This is a genomic window from Legionella lytica (assembly GCF_044626755.1).
GTDB classification, from domain to species: domain Bacteria; phylum Pseudomonadota; class Gammaproteobacteria; order Legionellales; family Legionellaceae; genus Legionella; species Legionella lytica_A.
In genome coordinates, this window is sequence record NZ_JBGORX010000005.1 from 103333 (window position 1) to 121326 (window position 17994).

Genomic DNA, 17994 nt, shown 5'->3' on the forward strand with positions numbered 1-17994 from the left:
TTAACTTCTCAAAGTTCTTGGCTATCATTAACTCAGTACGAGGAATGACAGAGGATGTCTTAAGAAGGATTTGAATTGCATCAAGGATGATGCACTACCACAAGGATGTGGTCTGCCTCCTCGGAACTAATCTCCCCAAATCCAAAATAAATGCAATCCCCACCACTACTAAAAATTTGCTCTTTTATCTCCGCTGCCATTGATATTAAAGGGGTCAGTATCTGTTTAATGTGAATGTAACATTTTATTAGGGAGAAAATTCCTATTTTTTCATTGATAGCCTCTTAAGTGTAATCAATAATAAACATTATAATCTTAAATCATCCATTGCGACGAAGCTTCGTAAGGAGATAACCATGCAGAAAAACTCTATTTTGATTCAAAATGCCTTGTTATTAAATCCAGAATCCCCTCAACACTGGCAAAAAGTGGATATTTTAATTGTAAATGACACGATTAAAGAAATTAGCCCTCATCTAAATCCTGTAGATGCAGAAATCGTTAATGCACAAGGCATGATTGTGATGCCCGGTTTAATTAATACCCATATTCATGTATGGCAATCCGGGTTGCATGGTGTTGCCGGAAACTGGAGTTTATTTGATTATTTCGAAAAAATGCTTGATAGCCTTGGCGGCCAATTTACGCCAGAAGATATGTATCTTGCTAATCTATTTGGCGCCTTGGAGCAAATTGATGCGGGAGTAACTTGTGTCCTGGATTGGTGTAATAACATTAATGGTGTTGATTGGGCGAATGCCGCATTAAGCGGTCTGGAGGAGTCAGGAATTCGTGCTGTTTTTGGCTATGGCCCACCCGGAATCGATGCGAGAAAATGGTGGTTTGATAGTTCTGAAAAGCATCCTGAAGATGCAGTGCCATTTTTTAAAAACCATTTTTCTCGCCCCAATGCTCGTATACAGATGGCCTTAGCGGTTCGTGGTCCTGATTCAACAACCGATGAAGCGCTTTTTAGTGATATTAGATTAGCTCGTGAATTGAATATTCTAGCCTCTATGCACATTGGAGTTCGATCGGCAAAATTCGGAGTAAAAAAAATTTATGAAGCAGGATTGCTAGACAGCAATATTAATTTTGTGCATGGGAATAATCTGACCGATGAAGAATATAAATTAATTGCTGATCATGGAGCCTCACTCAGCATTACACCCGAAGTGGAAATGCAAATGGGAATGGGTTTTCCAGCCACCGGAAAAATAGTGCAAGCCGGAGGCTTACCCGTATTAGGGACAGATATTGCCTCGAATATAGGGGGGGATTTGTTTACCCAATTACGTTTTGCGCTGCAGACACAACGTGCAATTGCTAATCAGAAAATAATTGACTCCGGTGACTTAGTGAAGCATCTCAGTCTAAATTGCGATAATGCTTTGGATTGGATAACAAGCAATGCCGCACGGGCACTTAATTTAGAAAAAATGGTAGGCAAAGTAGCCCAAGGCATGAAAGCTGATCTGATACTTCTTGATTTTCAAGATGTAAATCTTTGGCCCGTACATAATCCCTATCAATCCATAGTGTTCTACGCTGGAAGACAAAACGTCAAAACAGTCATTATTGATGGAAAAATTGTGAAACATAATGGCAAATTAACCTACTCTAATTTAACCCAGCTGAAAGAAAAATTATTTGAGTCAAGCGCACGCATAGTAAAAAAGGCCAGGATCCTCTAATGACATGGTTGGACTCTCTTTTTTAAATTATCGAAGCCCCAAAATCCAATGAGTGCTGCTCTGCAGGTGAAAAGGCATTCTTTACATAGATACGCCTGGAAATAGAACAGTGCAAGCGTTCGATCTCGATAAAGTAAAAACTATTATTCTCGTCTTTGGTACGTTGACAACACAAAGAGCCCGCATGCAGCAAGGCGCATGGAAAACCTTGCCTTTTAGGAATTAATTGTAAATTAGAATAATGCAAATGCCCTGTGCAAACCAGATGAATTGGACTGTCTTTTAAATACTCCAAAAACTCTTCCGCATTATTCAAAGGATGATGCATTCCCGAAAAATATTTAAGGTTATGATGAAAAAACAAAATATTTAATTGCGTAGAGTGAACAGAAAAATGATTTTTAATTCGAGTTAAGGTCTTAATACTTAATGCCCCGTCTTTAAGTTTATAAGGCGTAACACTGTTAACACCTAGGATATTAACTTCATCATTCTCATAACTCACCTCCAGATCAGAGGAAATGTACGTTTTAAACTGTTTAAACGGATGACAAAAGCGCATCAGAGGATTATGCATAGGAATATCATGATTGCCGGGAACTATCAGTTGAGGAACCGTTATACGCCTTAAAAACTCTGATAATTGCTGAAATTGCTCCGCCTTTCCCCTTTGGGTTAGATCTCCTGAAATAATTACAAGTTCAGGTTTCAACAAAGCGCAATCCTCAATGAAAGGCTCGATAATATCAGGATTATGCATACCAAAATGCAAATCAGAAATATGAACTATTCGCATAATGGACTCATTAAAAGTGTTAAGGACCCCGGCAATATTTCATAATATAACGGGGTTTTTACTTTAATAGTTTCCCCATCTAAAGAAATAGTAACTTCTTTCTCATTCCGAAAATGCACTTCAATAGGATGTTTTGAATGCTTTATTTCTAAAAGGTTTTTGCTCGTAAATAGGCGCTTTATTAATTTAAAAATACGAATTTTTCCATGTTTAAAATAATAAATTCCTAATAATGCTTTTTGAAAACTCTCTCGTTTAATGGCTACAGGAAACTCATAAGAATAAACATTATTACTAATCATCAAAAAGGAAGTGTGTAAAGAAAGCTGCAGATTTTTACTTTTGATAATGAGCTTAAAGGATTTGTGTTTTTTGAGCCCCTCAAAAAAACCAGGAATATAACTCAACCATTTATTATAATATTTACTGTATTGATCTCGTTTATCCGCAAATTTAGGATAAAAACCAATGGATGAATTATTAATAAAAATGAAATCGTTTACTTTAGCGACGTCAATTTTGCTCGTTTGTTGCTCCTTCAGGCAAGTAACGAACTCATCCACACCCTCAGGTAGTCCCATTTCTTTGGCAAAGTGATTTAAAGTTCCTAAAGGAAGTACTCCCAAAATGATGGACGTATTGGCACAATGATGTGCAGCAGTTCGGATTGTCCCATCTCCTCCACCCACCAGAATAACCTTATAAGTTTGAATACATTCTTTTATAGTTTCTGATAAATCTTCAGGAGTTGTATCATAAAGGTGATACGCGATTTCAGCTTCGTGCAACCCTTGCAAATAGGGAGTAGCTGCGCTGTGATTGCGAGCTTTATTGTTGAGAATCACTGCAATAGTATCCATCTGCACCTCTCATCATTTCGATAAAGCGGTTTTAGCTCATCGGCTTTTTTCTCCTGACACTGGTCAATTATAGCACAATGCTGTTTGAGGCTATCTTTTGGGGGAAATCGTTGCAAAACCAAGCTCTGTTTTTGCAACGATTTTTTATTTAATGATGCAGATGCACACCAAACACACGCTGAATTGCGGCACCCACTTCCATTAATTTAGAATCTTGACCTTTTAAACCATCAATTTCCAAACCAACTGGCAGACGATCTCCAGCCGTTAACCCCACAGGCATGCTCAATGCAGGAGTTCCTAATAGAGGAGAAAGCAAACCATTTTCGTTATAAAACCCACTAACGCCACCTGTTCTTCCTGTTTGCGTTGTATAAGCAAAATCATACAAACCATTTGTCAATGGATTACCGCCATTCACCACAATAGTTTCTATTTTTGCCGCAGCAAGCAAGGAGGTTGGATAAATAACGGCATCCAAATTATTATCAATAAAATATTGTTCATAGGCTTGAATCGGTCCATTCGTTGCCGGAATTAAGATATTAGTATAATAAGCTTCTTCTGCAGCTTGAGTTGGGTATAGAAGGCTTAATATCTGATAAATCAATGCCATACCGGCGGCAGTGTCAGCACCAATAGGGTTAAGCGTAATATTATTTGCTTGCGCCCAATGACGAGTACCACCTAAAAAGATACTGGATTTTGCAAACCATAAGCCTTGATAAGTAGTAATCGGACTGAGAAACCCAGGAATAGGTTGAGCCGGGTCAATATTCGGGATATTAGGCGTTTTTACTAAAATAGCGCCCCGTCCTTCTAACTTCTTAAATGCTTTTTGGATTACTTTAGCAACATCTGGCTCCATATTGGTATAAAAATTTTGTGGAACCCCTAGACGCATACCACGTATTTTTCTATGAAGATTCGGTTGTACCCCACCATCTTCAGACAAGAACTTATCAATAAGTACTACGTCACGAATGCTACGCGCAACAATACCGCGAACATCCATTTTATCCTTTTCATCAATAGTGGAAGGATAAGGAGCAAAAGGAACGGTCAATGAAGAATTAGTAGGTGATGCATAACGAGATACAGAAGGTCGGTATCCAATTACTCCATTTAGAGCCGCAGGAACACGCAGCGAACCTGCAAGATCATCACCAATCGCAACCGGAGCTATTTTACTGGCAACTGCCGTAGCGCCACCACTAGTACTACCCCCTGCAATTCGCGCACTATCATGAGCATTTCTTACTGGCCCATAAGAGAAGTTAATTCCAGTTAAACCTGAACCAAACTCGTGCTGGTTATTTTGACCAATAAGGATAGCGCCTGCATCGAGTAAACGTTGAATGCCCGGATCGTTGTTAGGCGGAGTATATTGATTGCTTAGGTATAAATTACCACTGGAGTTAGGATATCCGGCGAGAGGAACGGGTATCGTATCTTTGATTGCAATGGGTACTCCTAATAAGGGCTTTTTAACCCCTGATGCTCTTAATTGATCTGCCTGAATCGCCTGCTGCACTATATTAGGATTTAAATAAACATAGGCATTCAAGCCAGGAAAGGTTTGTAACCCCTGATAGTCACTCACCACATGTGGGGTATTCACTGGTGATAGAGTATTAATTCTTTGTAGCAACTGATTTACGCAAGATTGGCTAGTAATCCAATGATTATCAAGAGCACGTTTGATTTGCGAAACGGTCATCTTCGTACAATCAAACTGTGTTGCGTACACACATTGAGCACCTAAAAGCGATGAAACAGCAATGGAACTATTGAAAAAAAAACGCGTAACCTTTTTCATTAATAATCCTTAAGTTCATTTCCATATTAACAAGAGCTATATTCAAAAATATTCCTCGCTACACACTGACTAGCGTTGCAATCCCTGAAACATCAATAACCTACGAATGTATTAATTTAGGAGTAATATAGTAAAATAACAAATATTTTGAAACTAATTTTTAACCCCATCTCAGGGAGCGATTCTTGTTGGTGGAATAGTCGAGGGAATATTCTCTTCTATGCGTTTAATCATGTAGGGGAAAAATGGATTAGATGAAAGGCGCAAGATTGAATCCAAACTGACAATGAGTACTTGTCGTTCACCACGCGAAGCAATGGTTCCTAGCTGAACACCATATTCTTTTGAATCAGGAGAAAGGCCATATAGACTATCATTTATTGGAAAAGGAATCGCAACATGTGACAACGAATAGACATCTCGGGGATAAGCCAATCCTAAAGGAGAAACACGCTCATTTATTGCCCCAGCTTCAGTGACACGTTCAACAACCTCGATACTACCCTCGTTTGCATTGGTGATGATGGCACTACGAAATGTTCGCGGAGGGGCATTTAACAACCTAGCTACCGCCGTATCTGCGGAAGGACGTAATAAAAGACCTAATTTAGCGGCCCTATTCAAATCAAATAACACCAATTCACTACCATTTGCAGGCAGATTAGCATAAAAGGCAGTAATGATGGCACGCGTGCTTACAGTAAAATCCATTACTGACTGAAAGGTTAATACCGGTGGCAGCTCCATTAAGCGCTCTTCATTAGCAAGGCGTGCTATTTGTTGCTGTAATGCTGCTGTTAAACGATGAGACTGACTTGCTCCATTAACTGGAAACGAATTGTATTTAAAGGGATTAAATTCGGGAAGTATATTGAGCCATGCGGCTTTTGCAAATGGCGGTAAAATCGCCGGTAACGCCGCAAATCCCGCAAAACGTGCGAAACGAGTAATTCCAATCATCGGTGAAATTAAAATAATCTTATCAGGTTTGGTTAATTGCTTATTTTCTAAAGAATCCAGAGCATATTTTAATGCCAGTGCGCCACCATTAGAAAAACCTACGAGATGCAGAGGTTGTGAGGGTCCGATGCGTCTTCGGGCTTCGCGTACTGCGAGTCGAGTAGCCGCTGACCAATCTTCCCATTTAACATCAGTTAGCGCGGCCGGCACCGTCCCATGAGCAGGGAGTCTAATCGCGATTGCCACATAACCATGAGCAACATAGCGTTGAGCAATATGACGTAAACTATAAGGAGAGTCAGTCAACCCATGTAAGAATACTACTGCTCCAACAGCTGGGCCTTGGGGTTCGAGGATATAAGAACGATTCCAATCGGTGGTAAATTTTTCGGGATAAACAGGGCTGCCCGAGAAATATCGGTTACCCGGAATACGCTGTATGTTATTTAATTTTCCAGTTACCTCAGTGCGTACCCCATCAAAAAGAGCATTTTCTATTGCGATGTATTGCGTCCAATTAAGCTTATCAAGTTCTTTAGCATGTTTTTCTTTGGGCACATACGTATGCCATAACTCCAATGCAGGTCCACGTTGTGAATCAATTATCCTTAACGTAAGCAAAATTATAAGGCATAAACAGACCAACTTAATTAGTGATTTTATGAATTTAAATAGTCTAGCTCTCATTAATGGAACTCTTCTTTTCGCTGATGAAAATTTCTGCAAAGACTTTTTAAATACACCAGTTTATCAATTCATAAATTGAATTCAAATGCATTGTCTCTGATGTACTCGATGAATTAGCATAGCTCGCTTACTCGGCAAAAGCTAGACGAACTCCCTGTTTCTATTGGTTACGCAATGAATTTTAGATTGGACTCTGGGTCCAACCTAACAATTTATAAATACATTTGACGAGTGTCGATTAGTGAATTCTACTCAATCACAATAAAATAGTGAGATGTAAAATTTACTTCCCATGCTTAAGCTTCAACAGGGTTTATAAAATGAAAATTAATTTCTGATGAATAAGAATAAAATGCCTTTATTTCCTCTTGTCGTTCATAAGAAGGTAAATCCCCTACCTCAACATGCAATATCTCCGCTATTTCTGCTAAATCTACGCTGAAATGCTCTTCAATCTTATAAATGGCATCAACCATTTCTTTAGATAACTCAATATAGGCGAAATGATTTCTAAATAATGCATCGAAACTGGGCACAAAAAACCTCACCGAATCAGAGCCTGTCTGGGGGCAAAATTTTTTTAAGCAATTAGCGCAGAACCTTAATGAAATAGCATGTGAATTAGCACTCATTTTATCAAACATAAAAATCCCTCTTCAATTTTAATGTATAAGAAGTTGAAAGCATTACATTCAAAAAAACAAATGTCAATGAGAATGATTATCAATCGCATTTAAGACGCGAAACTCTAGTTTATAACTCTTTAGCATGATATATATTAAAAATCGAACTACGGGTACGATGAAATTACTAAATGTATCTTGCCTCATACTAGTGAGCTATTTATGGACAAATCAGAGCTGGATTATTACATCCCTACAAATCATCCCCTTACACAATTAGCTGAAAACCAAAAGCCCTGTGCTCGAAAAACGCTTAGGGCATTGCCCTTTGCAATGCAAGTAGCAGACAATCCAAATGTTAAAGGGGTTATCTATGGTTCCAAAGCAATGGTGGCATCTGGAGCACAACAAGAGTTTATCGCTGCGAATATGACACAAACTAGCGCTCTCAAATGTGCCGTTATTCTAAGAGCAGGCGATCCACCTCAATATAATAAAAATCGCAGCGCTAAAAGTGGTGTTAATCTTTCAAAAACAAGCCAACAAGGTTTTTTTAAAGGTGCAATCGCTAAAGAGTTGCGCTTTTCTCGCATGGATAGTTATAGAAATCCTTTGCCTCATAATAAAAAAGATGCCTCCAATTTGCTTTTAAAACCAACAGATCCCAACTATCAACATACCATGCAACTTGATATTAATATGGGAGACATCATCCGCGAACTAAGAGTGGGAGGGGATCTTAAAATATTAGGCTTTGATGAACATTCCAGTTTATTAAGATTAATTTATAAAAAAGGGCGAGGGCCTAAACGCACGGCATTCCATGGTCAGTTTACGATCAACCTCGCTCAAGGAAGGTATAATCCTCTTTTCTATTCCCGTGATTGGGATCGCCCAGATAACGATCCCAACTGGGATTTTGAAAAAAAAATTATAAAGAAACCACGGGAACTAGAAATAGTACCCGATAATATCTACAACAAGGTATTTGAAAATACGTTCGATCTAGGATACACCGAAGAGCAAGATGCAAATCCCGCACCCTCCAGCATTAAAAAAGCAGAAGTCTTCGCGAATCGTCCACGTTCCGCAAAAGAGTTTAAAATGGCAATGGGAGAAAACCATCCTTTTTTTAACTTAATTCAACAAAGCAAAAATCTACCGGAATTATTAGAAAATCTGCGTCAACAGCTAACCGAGGAAGAGACTCATAAGACTATTCTTGAGGTATACAATAAAAGTGGCCGCATTGTGGCAGGTGACTGGGATGGACTAGCATTAGGCCATCCCCCATCAATAATACCTCAATTCGCCGAGGTTATTAATGTTTTTAAACCAGGCCTGGAAGGGTTTTTTAATATAAAAAAATTAATGAGTACTACTCAAGAATATCTTGTAGAAATACAGCAGCAAGCACGACAGAAAGAGACACAAGGAATAACGATTTCATCTTTCGAAAAAAAAGTTTTATCAATTAATCATATCAGACACATTACCAGTGAATTTGCGCTATCTCGCGCTGGATGCATCACCCCACATGAATTCCTCTTTCAACAAGTTCTTAATGATGCCTACCGAGATAAGACGAATACACATTATGGATCACGGTATAATCACAGAGTAATACAAAAAGCCTTCGATCAGCTAATTCAAGAAGGCAAGAATTTGGCTAAAGACAAAATATTTGTTTTAGCACGTAGGATATTAAAGCAGGAAGCGCAAACAGCTCATTATAAATTATCAGATACACTACTGAACAAGTTTGCAGAGCATTTATGCAATAATTTATCTCTCGCATTAAAAAATAAAGGCCAAAAGTATATTCTGCCTCATGTACACCATGATATGAATGTACATGACCTCTACCAGCATGGTTTTGACATGCGTAATCCCTATGGAAGCAACCTCGAAGGGGCTTGGCTGCTTATTACTGAAGATGCGGGCATTCTCTATGGTAAGAAGCAAGAACAATTAATTGAAGTGTTATTAACCGGTGATTTTCTTGAAAAAAATCGTATTGATATTAATCATGAAGCAAATTGGGCCGTAGGTTGGGATCGCGTTATCGAACGGCAACTGGCATTAAAACAATCGATTCCAGAAAAAACTCTAAAAAAATATAGAAACTATATTGAAACACAACAAGGTATAACGATAAGTTCATCCCCCGCTTCTTCTCCTTAATACGGGGACAATACGATAATCCCTGTTGTTGACTGAACACCCGGAAAAAGCGTAAAATCGGGACAATTTGATTCTATATTACCACCAAAGTTTTTGGGGCATTGAGCGTTATAAATTAGAGCACATTTAAATGATTGAACATCAAAAATTCCCACTTATGCGTCTTACTGCATGCCACGTTTTTTTAATAACGCTTAGTAATATCTTAGTGCAATATCCTTTTGAGCTTTTTGGTTATCATACGACCTGGGGTGCATTTACTTACCCCTTCATTTTTATTTTGACCGATCTGACTACGCGGCTTTCCAATGTAAAAACCTCACGAAAAATCATTTTTATCAGCATGCTCCCTGGACTAATCATCTCCTACTTTATAGCAAGTTACCTTGAAATTATGGGTGCCTTCAGTTGGGATAATGCATTCATCCTGCACTATATGCCGTTACGAATTGCATTAGCATGCTTTGTTGCTTACACCATTGGGCAACTAATGGACGTCTTTATTTTTCAGAGTTTGCGCAATAGCTCCTCTTGGTGGGTTGCTCCAGCTATTTCAACAACGATAGGTAATATAGTAGATACTCTTCTATTTTTTACTATCGCGTTTTACCACAGCAGCAATCCCTTTTTGAACCAACATTGGCCAGAAATTGCGATGGTTGATGTGTGTTTTAAGATTCTCATTAGCTGGTTAGCCTTTGTCCCAATATATGGCTTTGTGTTACACTTTTTTAATATCAAAAGTAAAAATACCGTTACGGCTTAATCAACAAGGACATACTCTTTTCATGTCTGCAAAAATAATCATATCAGAACCCGATGTCTTAGATGGGACTCTAATCCAATTAGAACCTATTGTCATTCACCATCGAGAACCTTTATCTGTAGCCGCTGATTGTGAACAAATATGGCAATACATGCCACAAAAAGCGACCAGCAATTTATTTGATCCTTGGTTTAATGCTTGCCTTGATAAAATGCAGACTGGGGAGCAAATTACTTATGTCGTGCGTTGCAAAATCAGTCAAGAGATTATAGGAGCCACGGCCTATTATGCAGTTCAATTAGAAAACAAAAGTCTTTCTTTAGGTTATAGTTGGTATACTCCTAGCTACTGGGGTAGCAAGGTAAATCCTGAGGCGAAATTATTGATGTTAATGCAGGCATTTGAACGCTGGGACATTAATCGAGTTGAATTAGGGACTGACTCACGTAATAGCCGCTCCTATCATGCCATCAAGAAACTAGGTGCCACTGAAGAAGGCCTGTTACGACAGCATATGATTCTTCAAGATAAAGAAATCACCGACACAATAGTTTTTAGCATTCTTCGCTGCGAATGGCCTGCGATTAAAAAGAACTTAATAAATCGTATAACGCATGAGGATGCATAATCAGCGTTTTTGCCAGGAGCTCTTATAATGTTTGCTCATTAACGAAATAAGTTTCTCGATTGACGGTTTATACTAATTCCTGGAGCACGCTTATTGAAAACCGTTGCTGCATTTCCGGTAGATAGCGCATGTAATCAGAAAATTAAGCATATTTTGTTTATTATTGATATCGGGGAGAAGCTTCATGAATGAGCAGGGAAGATAAAATAGAGCGCACAAATGATCCTTTATTTTACATAAAAGCCAATTCTATTTCAATAAATCCACTCATTAAGCATGAGGACCATCGGGATAGAACAACAGCCAAATCACTCACTATAACCAGGTAGCCTTTTAATAAAATCTACACCCATTAATTGCGAGGGTGTTTTATAACCACCTTGGGGCTTGTGATTTAACACATACTCAGCAATTTCTAAGCTGCTCGCTACCGTAAGTGCATAACCATTCGCGGTGGTAATCCGAACTATTTTGCTTTCACCTTGGGCGTTGGTTGCTTCACCCCAGACATAAGTTCCTGGGCTTTTAAACTGCTCCATATTAGGCCTCGTTTGCCCAGCAGCTTTTTCCTTTAAGAAATTTTGTATAAAGCCCCAACCTAAAAGCCAACGGATATAATTCGCCCGTTTCAAAAGCGATAATCTTTTAGCATTTATTGGGATATATACCTCTATATTAGGTATGCCCGTTGTATAAAATGCGGTGCTGACATCTCCCCAGGGAATGGTCGTTGATAATTTTTCTCCTTTACCAAAGTCAATAAGACGGGTTTTCCAGGCTAGCGGAACGGTTTTTATTTCGCCATTCATACGAACCTTTCCACCCATAGCCAGTCCTTCTACAGCTGTTTTCGCCGTCCCCGGAGATAGGGCAGAATTCGAATCAAATCCGAGTGCTAAATAAGTTGCATCCGGCAGCATTTGTTTTAATTGAGCGGCAAGACAGTCCGTTGGTGTGACATCAAATCCCACTCCTGGGCAAAGAACAATGTTCGCTTTTTCTGCTAGTCCATGTTGACTGTGTGCGTATTCAAAAGTTGCGATTTCACCAGTAATATCGAGGTAGTGGGTTCCCGATTGCATACATGCGGTGATTATTTGCTGGCTTGTGGTAGAAAAGGGGCCGGCGCAATTTAAAACCAATTGCATATCAGAAAGCTGGTTTACAATATTTTTCTGCTCACTGAGATCAAAAATACGATGATTGAACCCCAGCTCTTTCGCTAAGGAGATGATTGCTTTCTCATTACGTCCTGCAAGAAGAGGATGCAATCCCCTAGCTTTTGCTTCTCTTGCAATTAATTCTCCTGTATATCCATTAGCTCCATAAATCATCCAACCAGTCATGTCTTGACTCCCTTAGTTTGCGCAGAGATTAGTGTCACATTTTAATTGTAGACAAGATATTGGTATCAAAAAGCCCACCTAAGCTCAACTGGATAGTGGTTTATAAGTACACTGCAAATAAACGATTCATGAAAATAGAGATTTTTGTTACAATAAACAAAGAGATACCTTAAATGGCATCCACTCAATGACATCTACTTAAAATCCCAAACAGCGAGGGATAAAGAGCTCATTACACGGACATTTCATTTAATGATTTAGAATAAGGATATAAATAAATATGGATGTTAGCCTGAATAAACTCCTGGTTTCCTCATGTATTTTTTTGATGTTCGCAAGCCCAGGAAATACCAAGCAAATTAGTCTTTTTGTTTCTAGGGGCCCTAATTTTTCAACGCTTAAAAATAACCGTTTGGTTGAAATTAATGAAGCAATTACTAATGCCTATCACACCAAAACCCAAACAAACACCCAGGGTTTTTGGGCCATAGGAGCAAGTCATACTTTTGAAAATGCCACATTACCTTCTTATCAATTATCTCTCGGCCTGGCCGGTTATTTTTTCCAATTAGGCCAAGTAAAAGGAACTGTATACCCCTTTATCAATGCCGGTCTTTTCGATACTTTGCGCTATGGTTTTCAAGCCAAAAGCGATGCATTGATGCTCGAAGCCAAAGCATTATACTCACGCTATGCATTGAAGCCTTATGTGTTGGTGGGTATTGGCTCAAGCTGGAATAAATTATCAGCTTATCATGAGAAACCAAGTGATCCTTCTTTGAGCGCATCCCCAATAGTGCCTTTTAGTGATCGCACGACACAAACTTTTGCCTATGAATTAGGTGCAGGCCTGCAATACTTGCTCTGGGATGACCAGAGGCGACATATTCAATATCACGCTTCAGCTGGATATCAATATTTTAGTATGGACCGAGGTGCCTTGGGTCGTTCATTGGCACAAACATCATTCGCTCACCTCAAAGTTAAAAACCTCTCTACCCAGGGAGTTATCTTTACCCTGGCCGCATCTTTTGGTTAACAAGGACGAATAAACCTATGAAAAAACACATCGTATTCCTAATTTATGCTGGTTTACTCTCGTTAACGGCAGCAGCGCATGCCGCCTCGATTATTGAAATTATCCCGAGCAGCTCTAGTCCTATTGCCATTTCGGCAACAGGTTCGACTTATGTCACTTATAATGCGAAAAATAATACGTCAACAATGTTACATGGACTTACTGTAGAACCTGGTTTTGGAATTACCAACACTACCTTAAGGGTTTCTTTAAGCAGCACAACGTGTTCCACTTTAGCCGCTGGCGCCAGCTGCTCTTTTGTTGTCTCCATACAGGGAACGGGGCAAAACTCACAATCAAACTTAATGCCACGAATTTGCGCGTACAAAGGGGCCACTTGTTCTGTACCTGTAGCAGGAAATCGCCTTGCCGTCACAGCAACTGCCGCCCTGCCCAGCAGCAAATTCCCACGGCCTTACGCTGGAACATTCTACCCGATTTACAATTCCGGCGCAGGCCAATGGCTACCGCCTAATCAGGCGCCTATTCCGCCCTTTAACCGTGTAAGCGCCATTTTTGTAGCCTTTGCCCATGTTTATACACTGCAAAATGGAGCCATTTTTACTTATGAACGAGGACAAATCGAGCAGGCTTCACGTTTGGCTTTATTAGTACAAACAGCGCGCGCAGCCAATCCCAACGTAAAAATTTTGATGTCTTTGGGATGGAATAAAGATGATTGGAGCGCGGTGAATAGGGATTACATAAATCATGCCAATCTATTTGTACCCAGCGTAATTCAATTTATTCGTACCAATAATCTGGATGGTATTGATATTGATGATGAAAGCATTGGAGGAACCTCCGGCTCTATTCCTCAAGCCAACTTTGATGGTGTAATTGCCAATTTAAGAAATGCGTTAAATTATGCATCGCTTCAAGATGGCAAAGTCTATTATTTGACCATTACTCCTGCAGGAAATAATGTGTCTAGCGGTATTGATTATACCCAAGTGGATGCTCTAAACGTCAAGAGTTTTGATTTAATCAATATCCAAACTTATTTTGATGAAACATGGGCCAATCGCTTTTTTAATGCGCTTATCGCTGTAGGCTACCCTAAAACACAAATCGCTAATGGTATTGATGTAGACCTGGCTAACTGCAACCCTGATTTCCCAACCTATATTGGATTAGCTGGGCTGTTTAACTGGACTATGACTCAAGACAGTACCTGTAGTAATTATGCCAATACCATTACTCTTGCGAATATGGTCGGCTATTACGGAACCTTAAAATAATCCCCATTCTGCAAGAGGTCATCCCAGCCCAAGGTAGGGATGACGCTCAAAAGATTGAACTCTGTTAATTCTAGTGTTAAGTTATGTTCATTGATTATTAAAGATAATTTATGATGACACGGACGCTTCTCACTACCCTACTTGCTTTATTTGTTTCTATTGCTTTTGCACAAGACCAAATAGTTGATAACTTTTTTACCGATGTAAATCCTGCAACACTGAGCGCACAGAATAAAAAAAATGTTCGTGCAACACAGTACCGCCTCATCCATATTGATTTAAGCCAACTGTATGCAGAATTGGAAAATGTTCCCCATCGTGATGGATTAAAATCAGGAGTCGGCACTCAAATAGCCCTGCCCTTGCCTGATGGAAGCAGCAAACTGTATCGAATTGTAGAAAACAGTACCCTACATCCAGAACTTAGTGCCAGATACCCAACGATTAAAACCTATGATGCTTATGGCGTTACCGATCCTAGCGAGTTCGTCAAATTAGATTTAACCGCTCAAGGCTTCCACTCCATGATTTTGCGACCAGGTAAAAGTCCTGTCTTTATCGATCCCTTAGGGAAAGACAAGCATCAATATTATGTGGTCTACAAGAAAAAGGATTTTATTGGTAGGAGTCATTTTAAATGTAATGTGCACGGCACAAACATTGGAATCAAAACCCTTGCTCACAGCGCCTCATTTGCACAATTTAATGCGTGCCAACTTAAAACCTACCGCCTGGCCATGGCAGCAACCGCGCAATATACCCAATTTCATGGTGGCACCGTCAATGATGCATTAAGTGCCCAAACTACCACAATGAATCGCGTCAACGGCATCTATGAAATCGATATGGCAATTACCATGCAAATTATTGCCAATAACGATCAAATTATCTTTACTGATCCAGCCACCCAACCTTATACCAGCGGGAATATCGATAAACTACTTGTAGAAAATCAAGAAACTGTAGATAGAATTATTGGCTCCAACAATTATGATATTGGCCATGTTGTAGATGCCGCAGGTAGCGGTTTGGCATGGCTCCGAAGTGTTTGTAATAATGAAGTCAAAGCAATGGGGACTACAGGTAAAGCTCGTCCCATAGATGATCCCTTCGATGTAGATTATGTAGCCCATGAAATGGGGCATCAGTTTGGTGCAGAGCATGTGCAAAATAATGCCTGCAATCGTAACGACCCTACCGCAGTAGAGCCGGGCTCGGGTAGTACAATCATGGCTTATGCAGGAATTTGCCCTCCGAATGTGCAAAGCAGTTCTGACTCTTATTTTAATGGCACGAGCCTAAAACAAATGGGAGACTTTGTTTCTAGTGCTGAGCACAATTGCCCTGTGACCACGCCAATTCCTAGTGCTCCAATAATTCACCAGACTAACGGTGGTGTGAGCATTCCGGCAAAAACACCTTTTGCATTAACTGCAGTGGCAAGTCCAGGCTCTGCCGGGAGTACCGTTACGTATACCTGGGAGCAGCTGGATAATGAAATATCCCCTCAACCGCCGGTAGACACAGCAAGAGGAGGCCCCAATTTCCGAAGCTTCTCTCCCCAAACCAACCCCACTCGCTATTTTCCTAAACTTAGTGCCTTAGTCAACGGCGGTCCGTTTACTTGGGAAGTATTATCCTCCGTATCACGACCAATGAACTTTAGAGTTACTACACGCGCCAACACTCCTGTTGGTTCATGTAATGCTTATATAGATACCCAAATAAAGATCGATGGTAATGCAGGCCCTTTTACGGTAATAAATCCCTCTGCCGCAAATATTCAATGGGCAGGACAATCATTACAAACCGTAAGGTGGGATGTGGCCAATACGAATACGTTCCCAGTCGGTGCCCTGTCAGTGAATGTATTCTTATCCACGGATGGCGGAATCAGCTACCCTACACCTCTAGTTGTTGGCACCAGCAACAATGGTCATGTTGACCTCTGTGTTCCTAATATTAATACAATGACCGCACGAGTTATGGTGCAGGCAAGCAATGGAACATTCTTTAATATTTCCAAAAATAATTTTTCGATTGTTGCTACACCGCCTAAAGCCCCTGTATTAACTGGCGCGGATCGTAATCGCATGAATACTAAAGAAGCTTTTGTTTTATTTGCTGACTGCCTTCCCACCACAAATATGACCTATCTAGTCAACGGCTTGCCGGGCGCCACGGTTAAACTGGACCTGCAACACCGTCGCTTTGTTATTGGTAACATTTTGACGCCAAAACGCGTACGCAATGTCACCATTACTGCGGTTGATGAAACGAATGTCGGCCGCACTTCAAATCCAATTACGATCCCTAGTATTTTATAAAGAAGGTAGAACATGAATAATAAATACAGCCTATTAGTAATTATCGCCTCAATGCTCTCGTTTCATGCGGAGGCTGGAGGGTATGCTGGTATTAATTTAGGTATTAATGCCGTAAAAGTGCAAAAAGATTTAAGATATCCGCTGGAAGAAGAAACACCAACTACCGCTCATTTTGATAATGCGTATACCAATTTTCATGGGCAACTGCTTACAGGTTATGAATTGTTCTTAAAACCTAGATTTTCAGTTGCTTTAGAAGCTGATGCAGAGCTATTTACTGGGGCATCACATTATAAAATAAATAATTGGTTCTTTACGCAAAATGTGGCGACCAAAGAACAGTTTCAGTATGGGTTTTCCTTCTTTTTACTCCCTGCTTATCAACTTAATGAATCGGTTCGACTTTTTGTGGGGCCTGGAGTTTCTCCAAGCTATTTTGTAGTAAAAAGTGAAGCGACAGCCGGTAACATAGGAGTCAGTGGTAGCTTTAATCAATGGTTGACCGGTGGTGGATTAAAAGCCGGGGCTATTGCACGCTTAAATAGCAATGTGGATCTGGTCTTAAGCTATCAATTTATGCAATACAATAGTATTAAACGTACCCGTATTGAACCTGTATCAGATGATACCTTACAAGGAAGTTATAAGCCGAATGTTAATTCCGTATTGCTGGGCCTGCGATATAATTTTAGTGAGAACAAACCGGTTCAAAATAAATAGCACGTTCATGGCAAAGATGAGTCTCAGCTGACTATTAGAGAAAAACCACCTGCCACCGCTTGAACTTGGTATCTAACTCCCTACGCTTATAGATACCACGATCAAGCCTTGAAATCTGTTCTACCTGTTTTATTTCCTAATCTCGTATCGGAAAAAACAAAAAAACACTCCTAGATAAATTAAATGAGATTAACAAACCTAGAGAAACCCTTGAGTTATATAGTAGGAGCCTCCTCCAAAAATCTCCGGAGGATTATCTAAATTT

Annotated in this window: 14 protein-coding genes; 8 read left to right on the forward strand and 6 right to left on the reverse strand. The window is 39.8% G+C overall.

Annotated features, from left to right (window positions below; genetic code table 11):
- Nucleotides 1-356: 356 nt before the first annotated feature.
- On the forward strand, nt 357-1694 hold the full coding sequence (locus ACD661_RS12190) for an amidohydrolase family protein (RefSeq protein ID WP_400188142.1): 1338 nt from the start codon (nt 357-359) through the stop codon (nt 1692-1694).
- A gap of 22 nt (nt 1695-1716) precedes the next feature.
- Here the strand turns inward: ACD661_RS12190 and ACD661_RS12195 are convergent, their stop codons facing one another.
- The 5 genes from ACD661_RS12195 to ACD661_RS12215 all read right to left on the reverse strand — a co-directional run bounded on the left by ACD661_RS12195 (nt 1717) and on the right by ACD661_RS12215 (nt 7460).
- The gene (locus ACD661_RS12195; RefSeq protein ID WP_400188143.1) at nt 1717-2490 is read right to left on the reverse strand and encodes a metallophosphoesterase family protein; all 774 of its coding nucleotides are present in this window, start codon (nt 2488-2490) and stop codon (nt 1717-1719) included.
- Complete coding sequence (locus tag ACD661_RS12200; protein WP_400188144.1) at nt 2481-3350, reverse strand: diacylglycerol/lipid kinase family protein; 870 nt, start codon at nt 3348-3350, stop codon at nt 2481-2483. The genes ACD661_RS12195 and ACD661_RS12200 overlap by 10 nt, the downstream gene beginning before the upstream one ends.
- Nucleotides 3351-3498: 148 nt before the next feature.
- Nucleotides 3499-5169 (reverse strand): amidase family protein, encoded by a 1671-nt coding sequence (locus tag ACD661_RS12205; RefSeq protein ID WP_400188145.1) that lies wholly within the window; start codon nt 5167-5169, stop codon nt 3499-3501.
- Between the two features lie 171 nt (nt 5170-5340).
- Nucleotides 5341-6687, reverse strand: a complete 1347-nt coding sequence (locus ACD661_RS12210) for an alpha/beta hydrolase (protein WP_400188146.1) — start codon at nt 6685-6687, stop codon at nt 5341-5343.
- 425 nt (nt 6688-7112) lie between these two features.
- Nucleotides 7113-7460, reverse strand: a complete 348-nt coding sequence (locus ACD661_RS12215) for a hypothetical protein (RefSeq protein ID WP_400188147.1) — start codon at nt 7458-7460, stop codon at nt 7113-7115.
- Nucleotides 7461-7661: 201 nt separating this feature from the next.
- Here ACD661_RS12215 and ACD661_RS12220 point away from each other — a divergent pair, with 201 nt between their 5' ends.
- The 3 genes from ACD661_RS12220 (at nt 7662) to ACD661_RS12230 (ending at nt 11017) form a co-directional block, all read left to right on the forward strand.
- Complete coding sequence (locus tag ACD661_RS12220; RefSeq protein ID WP_400188148.1) at nt 7662-9623, forward strand: hypothetical protein; 1962 nt, start codon at nt 7662-7664, stop codon at nt 9621-9623.
- 130 nt (nt 9624-9753) lie between these two features.
- Entirely contained in the window at nt 9754-10389 is a 636-nt protein-coding gene (locus tag ACD661_RS12225) for a 7-cyano-7-deazaguanine/7-aminomethyl-7-deazaguanine transporter (protein ID WP_400188149.1), read from the forward strand.
- Nucleotides 10390-10411: 22 nt separating this feature from the next.
- Entirely contained in the window at nt 10412-11017 is a 606-nt protein-coding gene (locus tag ACD661_RS12230; RefSeq protein WP_400188150.1) for a GNAT family N-acetyltransferase, read from the forward strand.
- Nucleotides 11018-11325: 308 nt separating this feature from the next.
- Here the strand turns inward: ACD661_RS12230 and ACD661_RS12235 are convergent, their stop codons facing one another.
- A complete protein-coding gene (locus ACD661_RS12235) occupies nt 11326-12363 on the reverse strand; it encodes a saccharopine dehydrogenase family protein (RefSeq protein WP_400188151.1) in 1038 nt (345 codons plus the stop codon).
- A gap of 280 nt (nt 12364-12643) precedes the next feature.
- Between ACD661_RS12235 and ACD661_RS12240 the strand changes: the two genes are divergently transcribed.
- The 4 genes from ACD661_RS12240 to ACD661_RS12255 all read left to right on the forward strand — a co-directional run bounded on the left by ACD661_RS12240 (nt 12644) and on the right by ACD661_RS12255 (nt 17729).
- Nucleotides 12644-13402: a hypothetical protein gene (locus ACD661_RS12240; RefSeq protein ID WP_400188152.1), complete on the forward strand. Its 759-nt coding sequence runs from the start codon at nt 12644-12646 to the stop codon at nt 13400-13402.
- A 17-nt stretch (nt 13403-13419) separates the two neighbouring features.
- The gene (locus ACD661_RS12245; RefSeq protein ID WP_400188153.1) at nt 13420-14682 is read left to right on the forward strand and encodes a glycoside hydrolase family 18 protein; all 1263 of its coding nucleotides are present in this window, start codon (nt 13420-13422) and stop codon (nt 14680-14682) included.
- A 110-nt stretch (nt 14683-14792) separates the two neighbouring features.
- Nucleotides 14793-17009, forward strand: a complete 2217-nt coding sequence (locus tag ACD661_RS12250; RefSeq protein ID WP_400188154.1) for a reprolysin-like metallopeptidase — start codon at nt 14793-14795, stop codon at nt 17007-17009.
- Between the two features lie 12 nt (nt 17010-17021).
- Nucleotides 17022-17729 carry an outer membrane protein gene (locus tag ACD661_RS12255; RefSeq protein WP_400188155.1) on the forward strand — a complete coding sequence of 236 codons (708 nt, stop codon included), beginning with the start codon at nt 17022-17024 and terminating at the stop codon, nt 17727-17729.
- Nucleotides 17730-17994 lie beyond the last annotated feature (265 nt).

What these genes read in the sequence shown, in the direction of transcription:
- ACD661_RS12190 (WP_400188142.1), top strand. Translation starts at nt 357, where the DNA reads ATGCAGAAAAACTCTATTTTGATTCAAAATGCCTTGTTATTAAATCCA.
- ACD661_RS12195 (WP_400188143.1), bottom strand. Translation starts at nt 2,490, where the DNA reads ATGCGAATAGTTCATATTTCTGATTTGCATTTTGGTATGCATAATCCT.
- ACD661_RS12200 (WP_400188144.1), bottom strand. Translation starts at nt 3,350, where the DNA reads ATGGATACTATTGCAGTGATTCTCAACAATAAAGCTCGCAATCACAGC.
- ACD661_RS12205 (WP_400188145.1), bottom strand. Translation starts at nt 5,169, where the DNA reads ATGAAAAAGGTTACGCGTTTTTTTTTCAATAGTTCCATTGCTGTTTCA.
- ACD661_RS12215 (WP_400188147.1), bottom strand. Translation starts at nt 7,460, where the DNA reads ATGTTTGATAAAATGAGTGCTAATTCACATGCTATTTCATTAAGGTTC.
- ACD661_RS12220 (WP_400188148.1), top strand. Translation starts at nt 7,662, where the DNA reads ATGGACAAATCAGAGCTGGATTATTACATCCCTACAAATCATCCCCTT.
- ACD661_RS12225 (WP_400188149.1), top strand. Translation starts at nt 9,754, where the DNA reads ATGATTGAACATCAAAAATTCCCACTTATGCGTCTTACTGCATGCCAC.
- ACD661_RS12230 (WP_400188150.1), top strand. Translation starts at nt 10,412, where the DNA reads ATGTCTGCAAAAATAATCATATCAGAACCCGATGTCTTAGATGGGACT.
- ACD661_RS12235 (WP_400188151.1), bottom strand. Translation starts at nt 12,363, where the DNA reads ATGACTGGTTGGATGATTTATGGAGCTAATGGATATACAGGAGAATTA.
- ACD661_RS12240 (WP_400188152.1), top strand. Translation starts at nt 12,644, where the DNA reads ATGGATGTTAGCCTGAATAAACTCCTGGTTTCCTCATGTATTTTTTTG.
- ACD661_RS12245 (WP_400188153.1), top strand. Translation starts at nt 13,420, where the DNA reads ATGAAAAAACACATCGTATTCCTAATTTATGCTGGTTTACTCTCGTTA.
- ACD661_RS12250 (WP_400188154.1), top strand. Translation starts at nt 14,793, where the DNA reads ATGATGACACGGACGCTTCTCACTACCCTACTTGCTTTATTTGTTTCT.
- ACD661_RS12255 (WP_400188155.1), top strand. Translation starts at nt 17,022, where the DNA reads ATGAATAATAAATACAGCCTATTAGTAATTATCGCCTCAATGCTCTCG.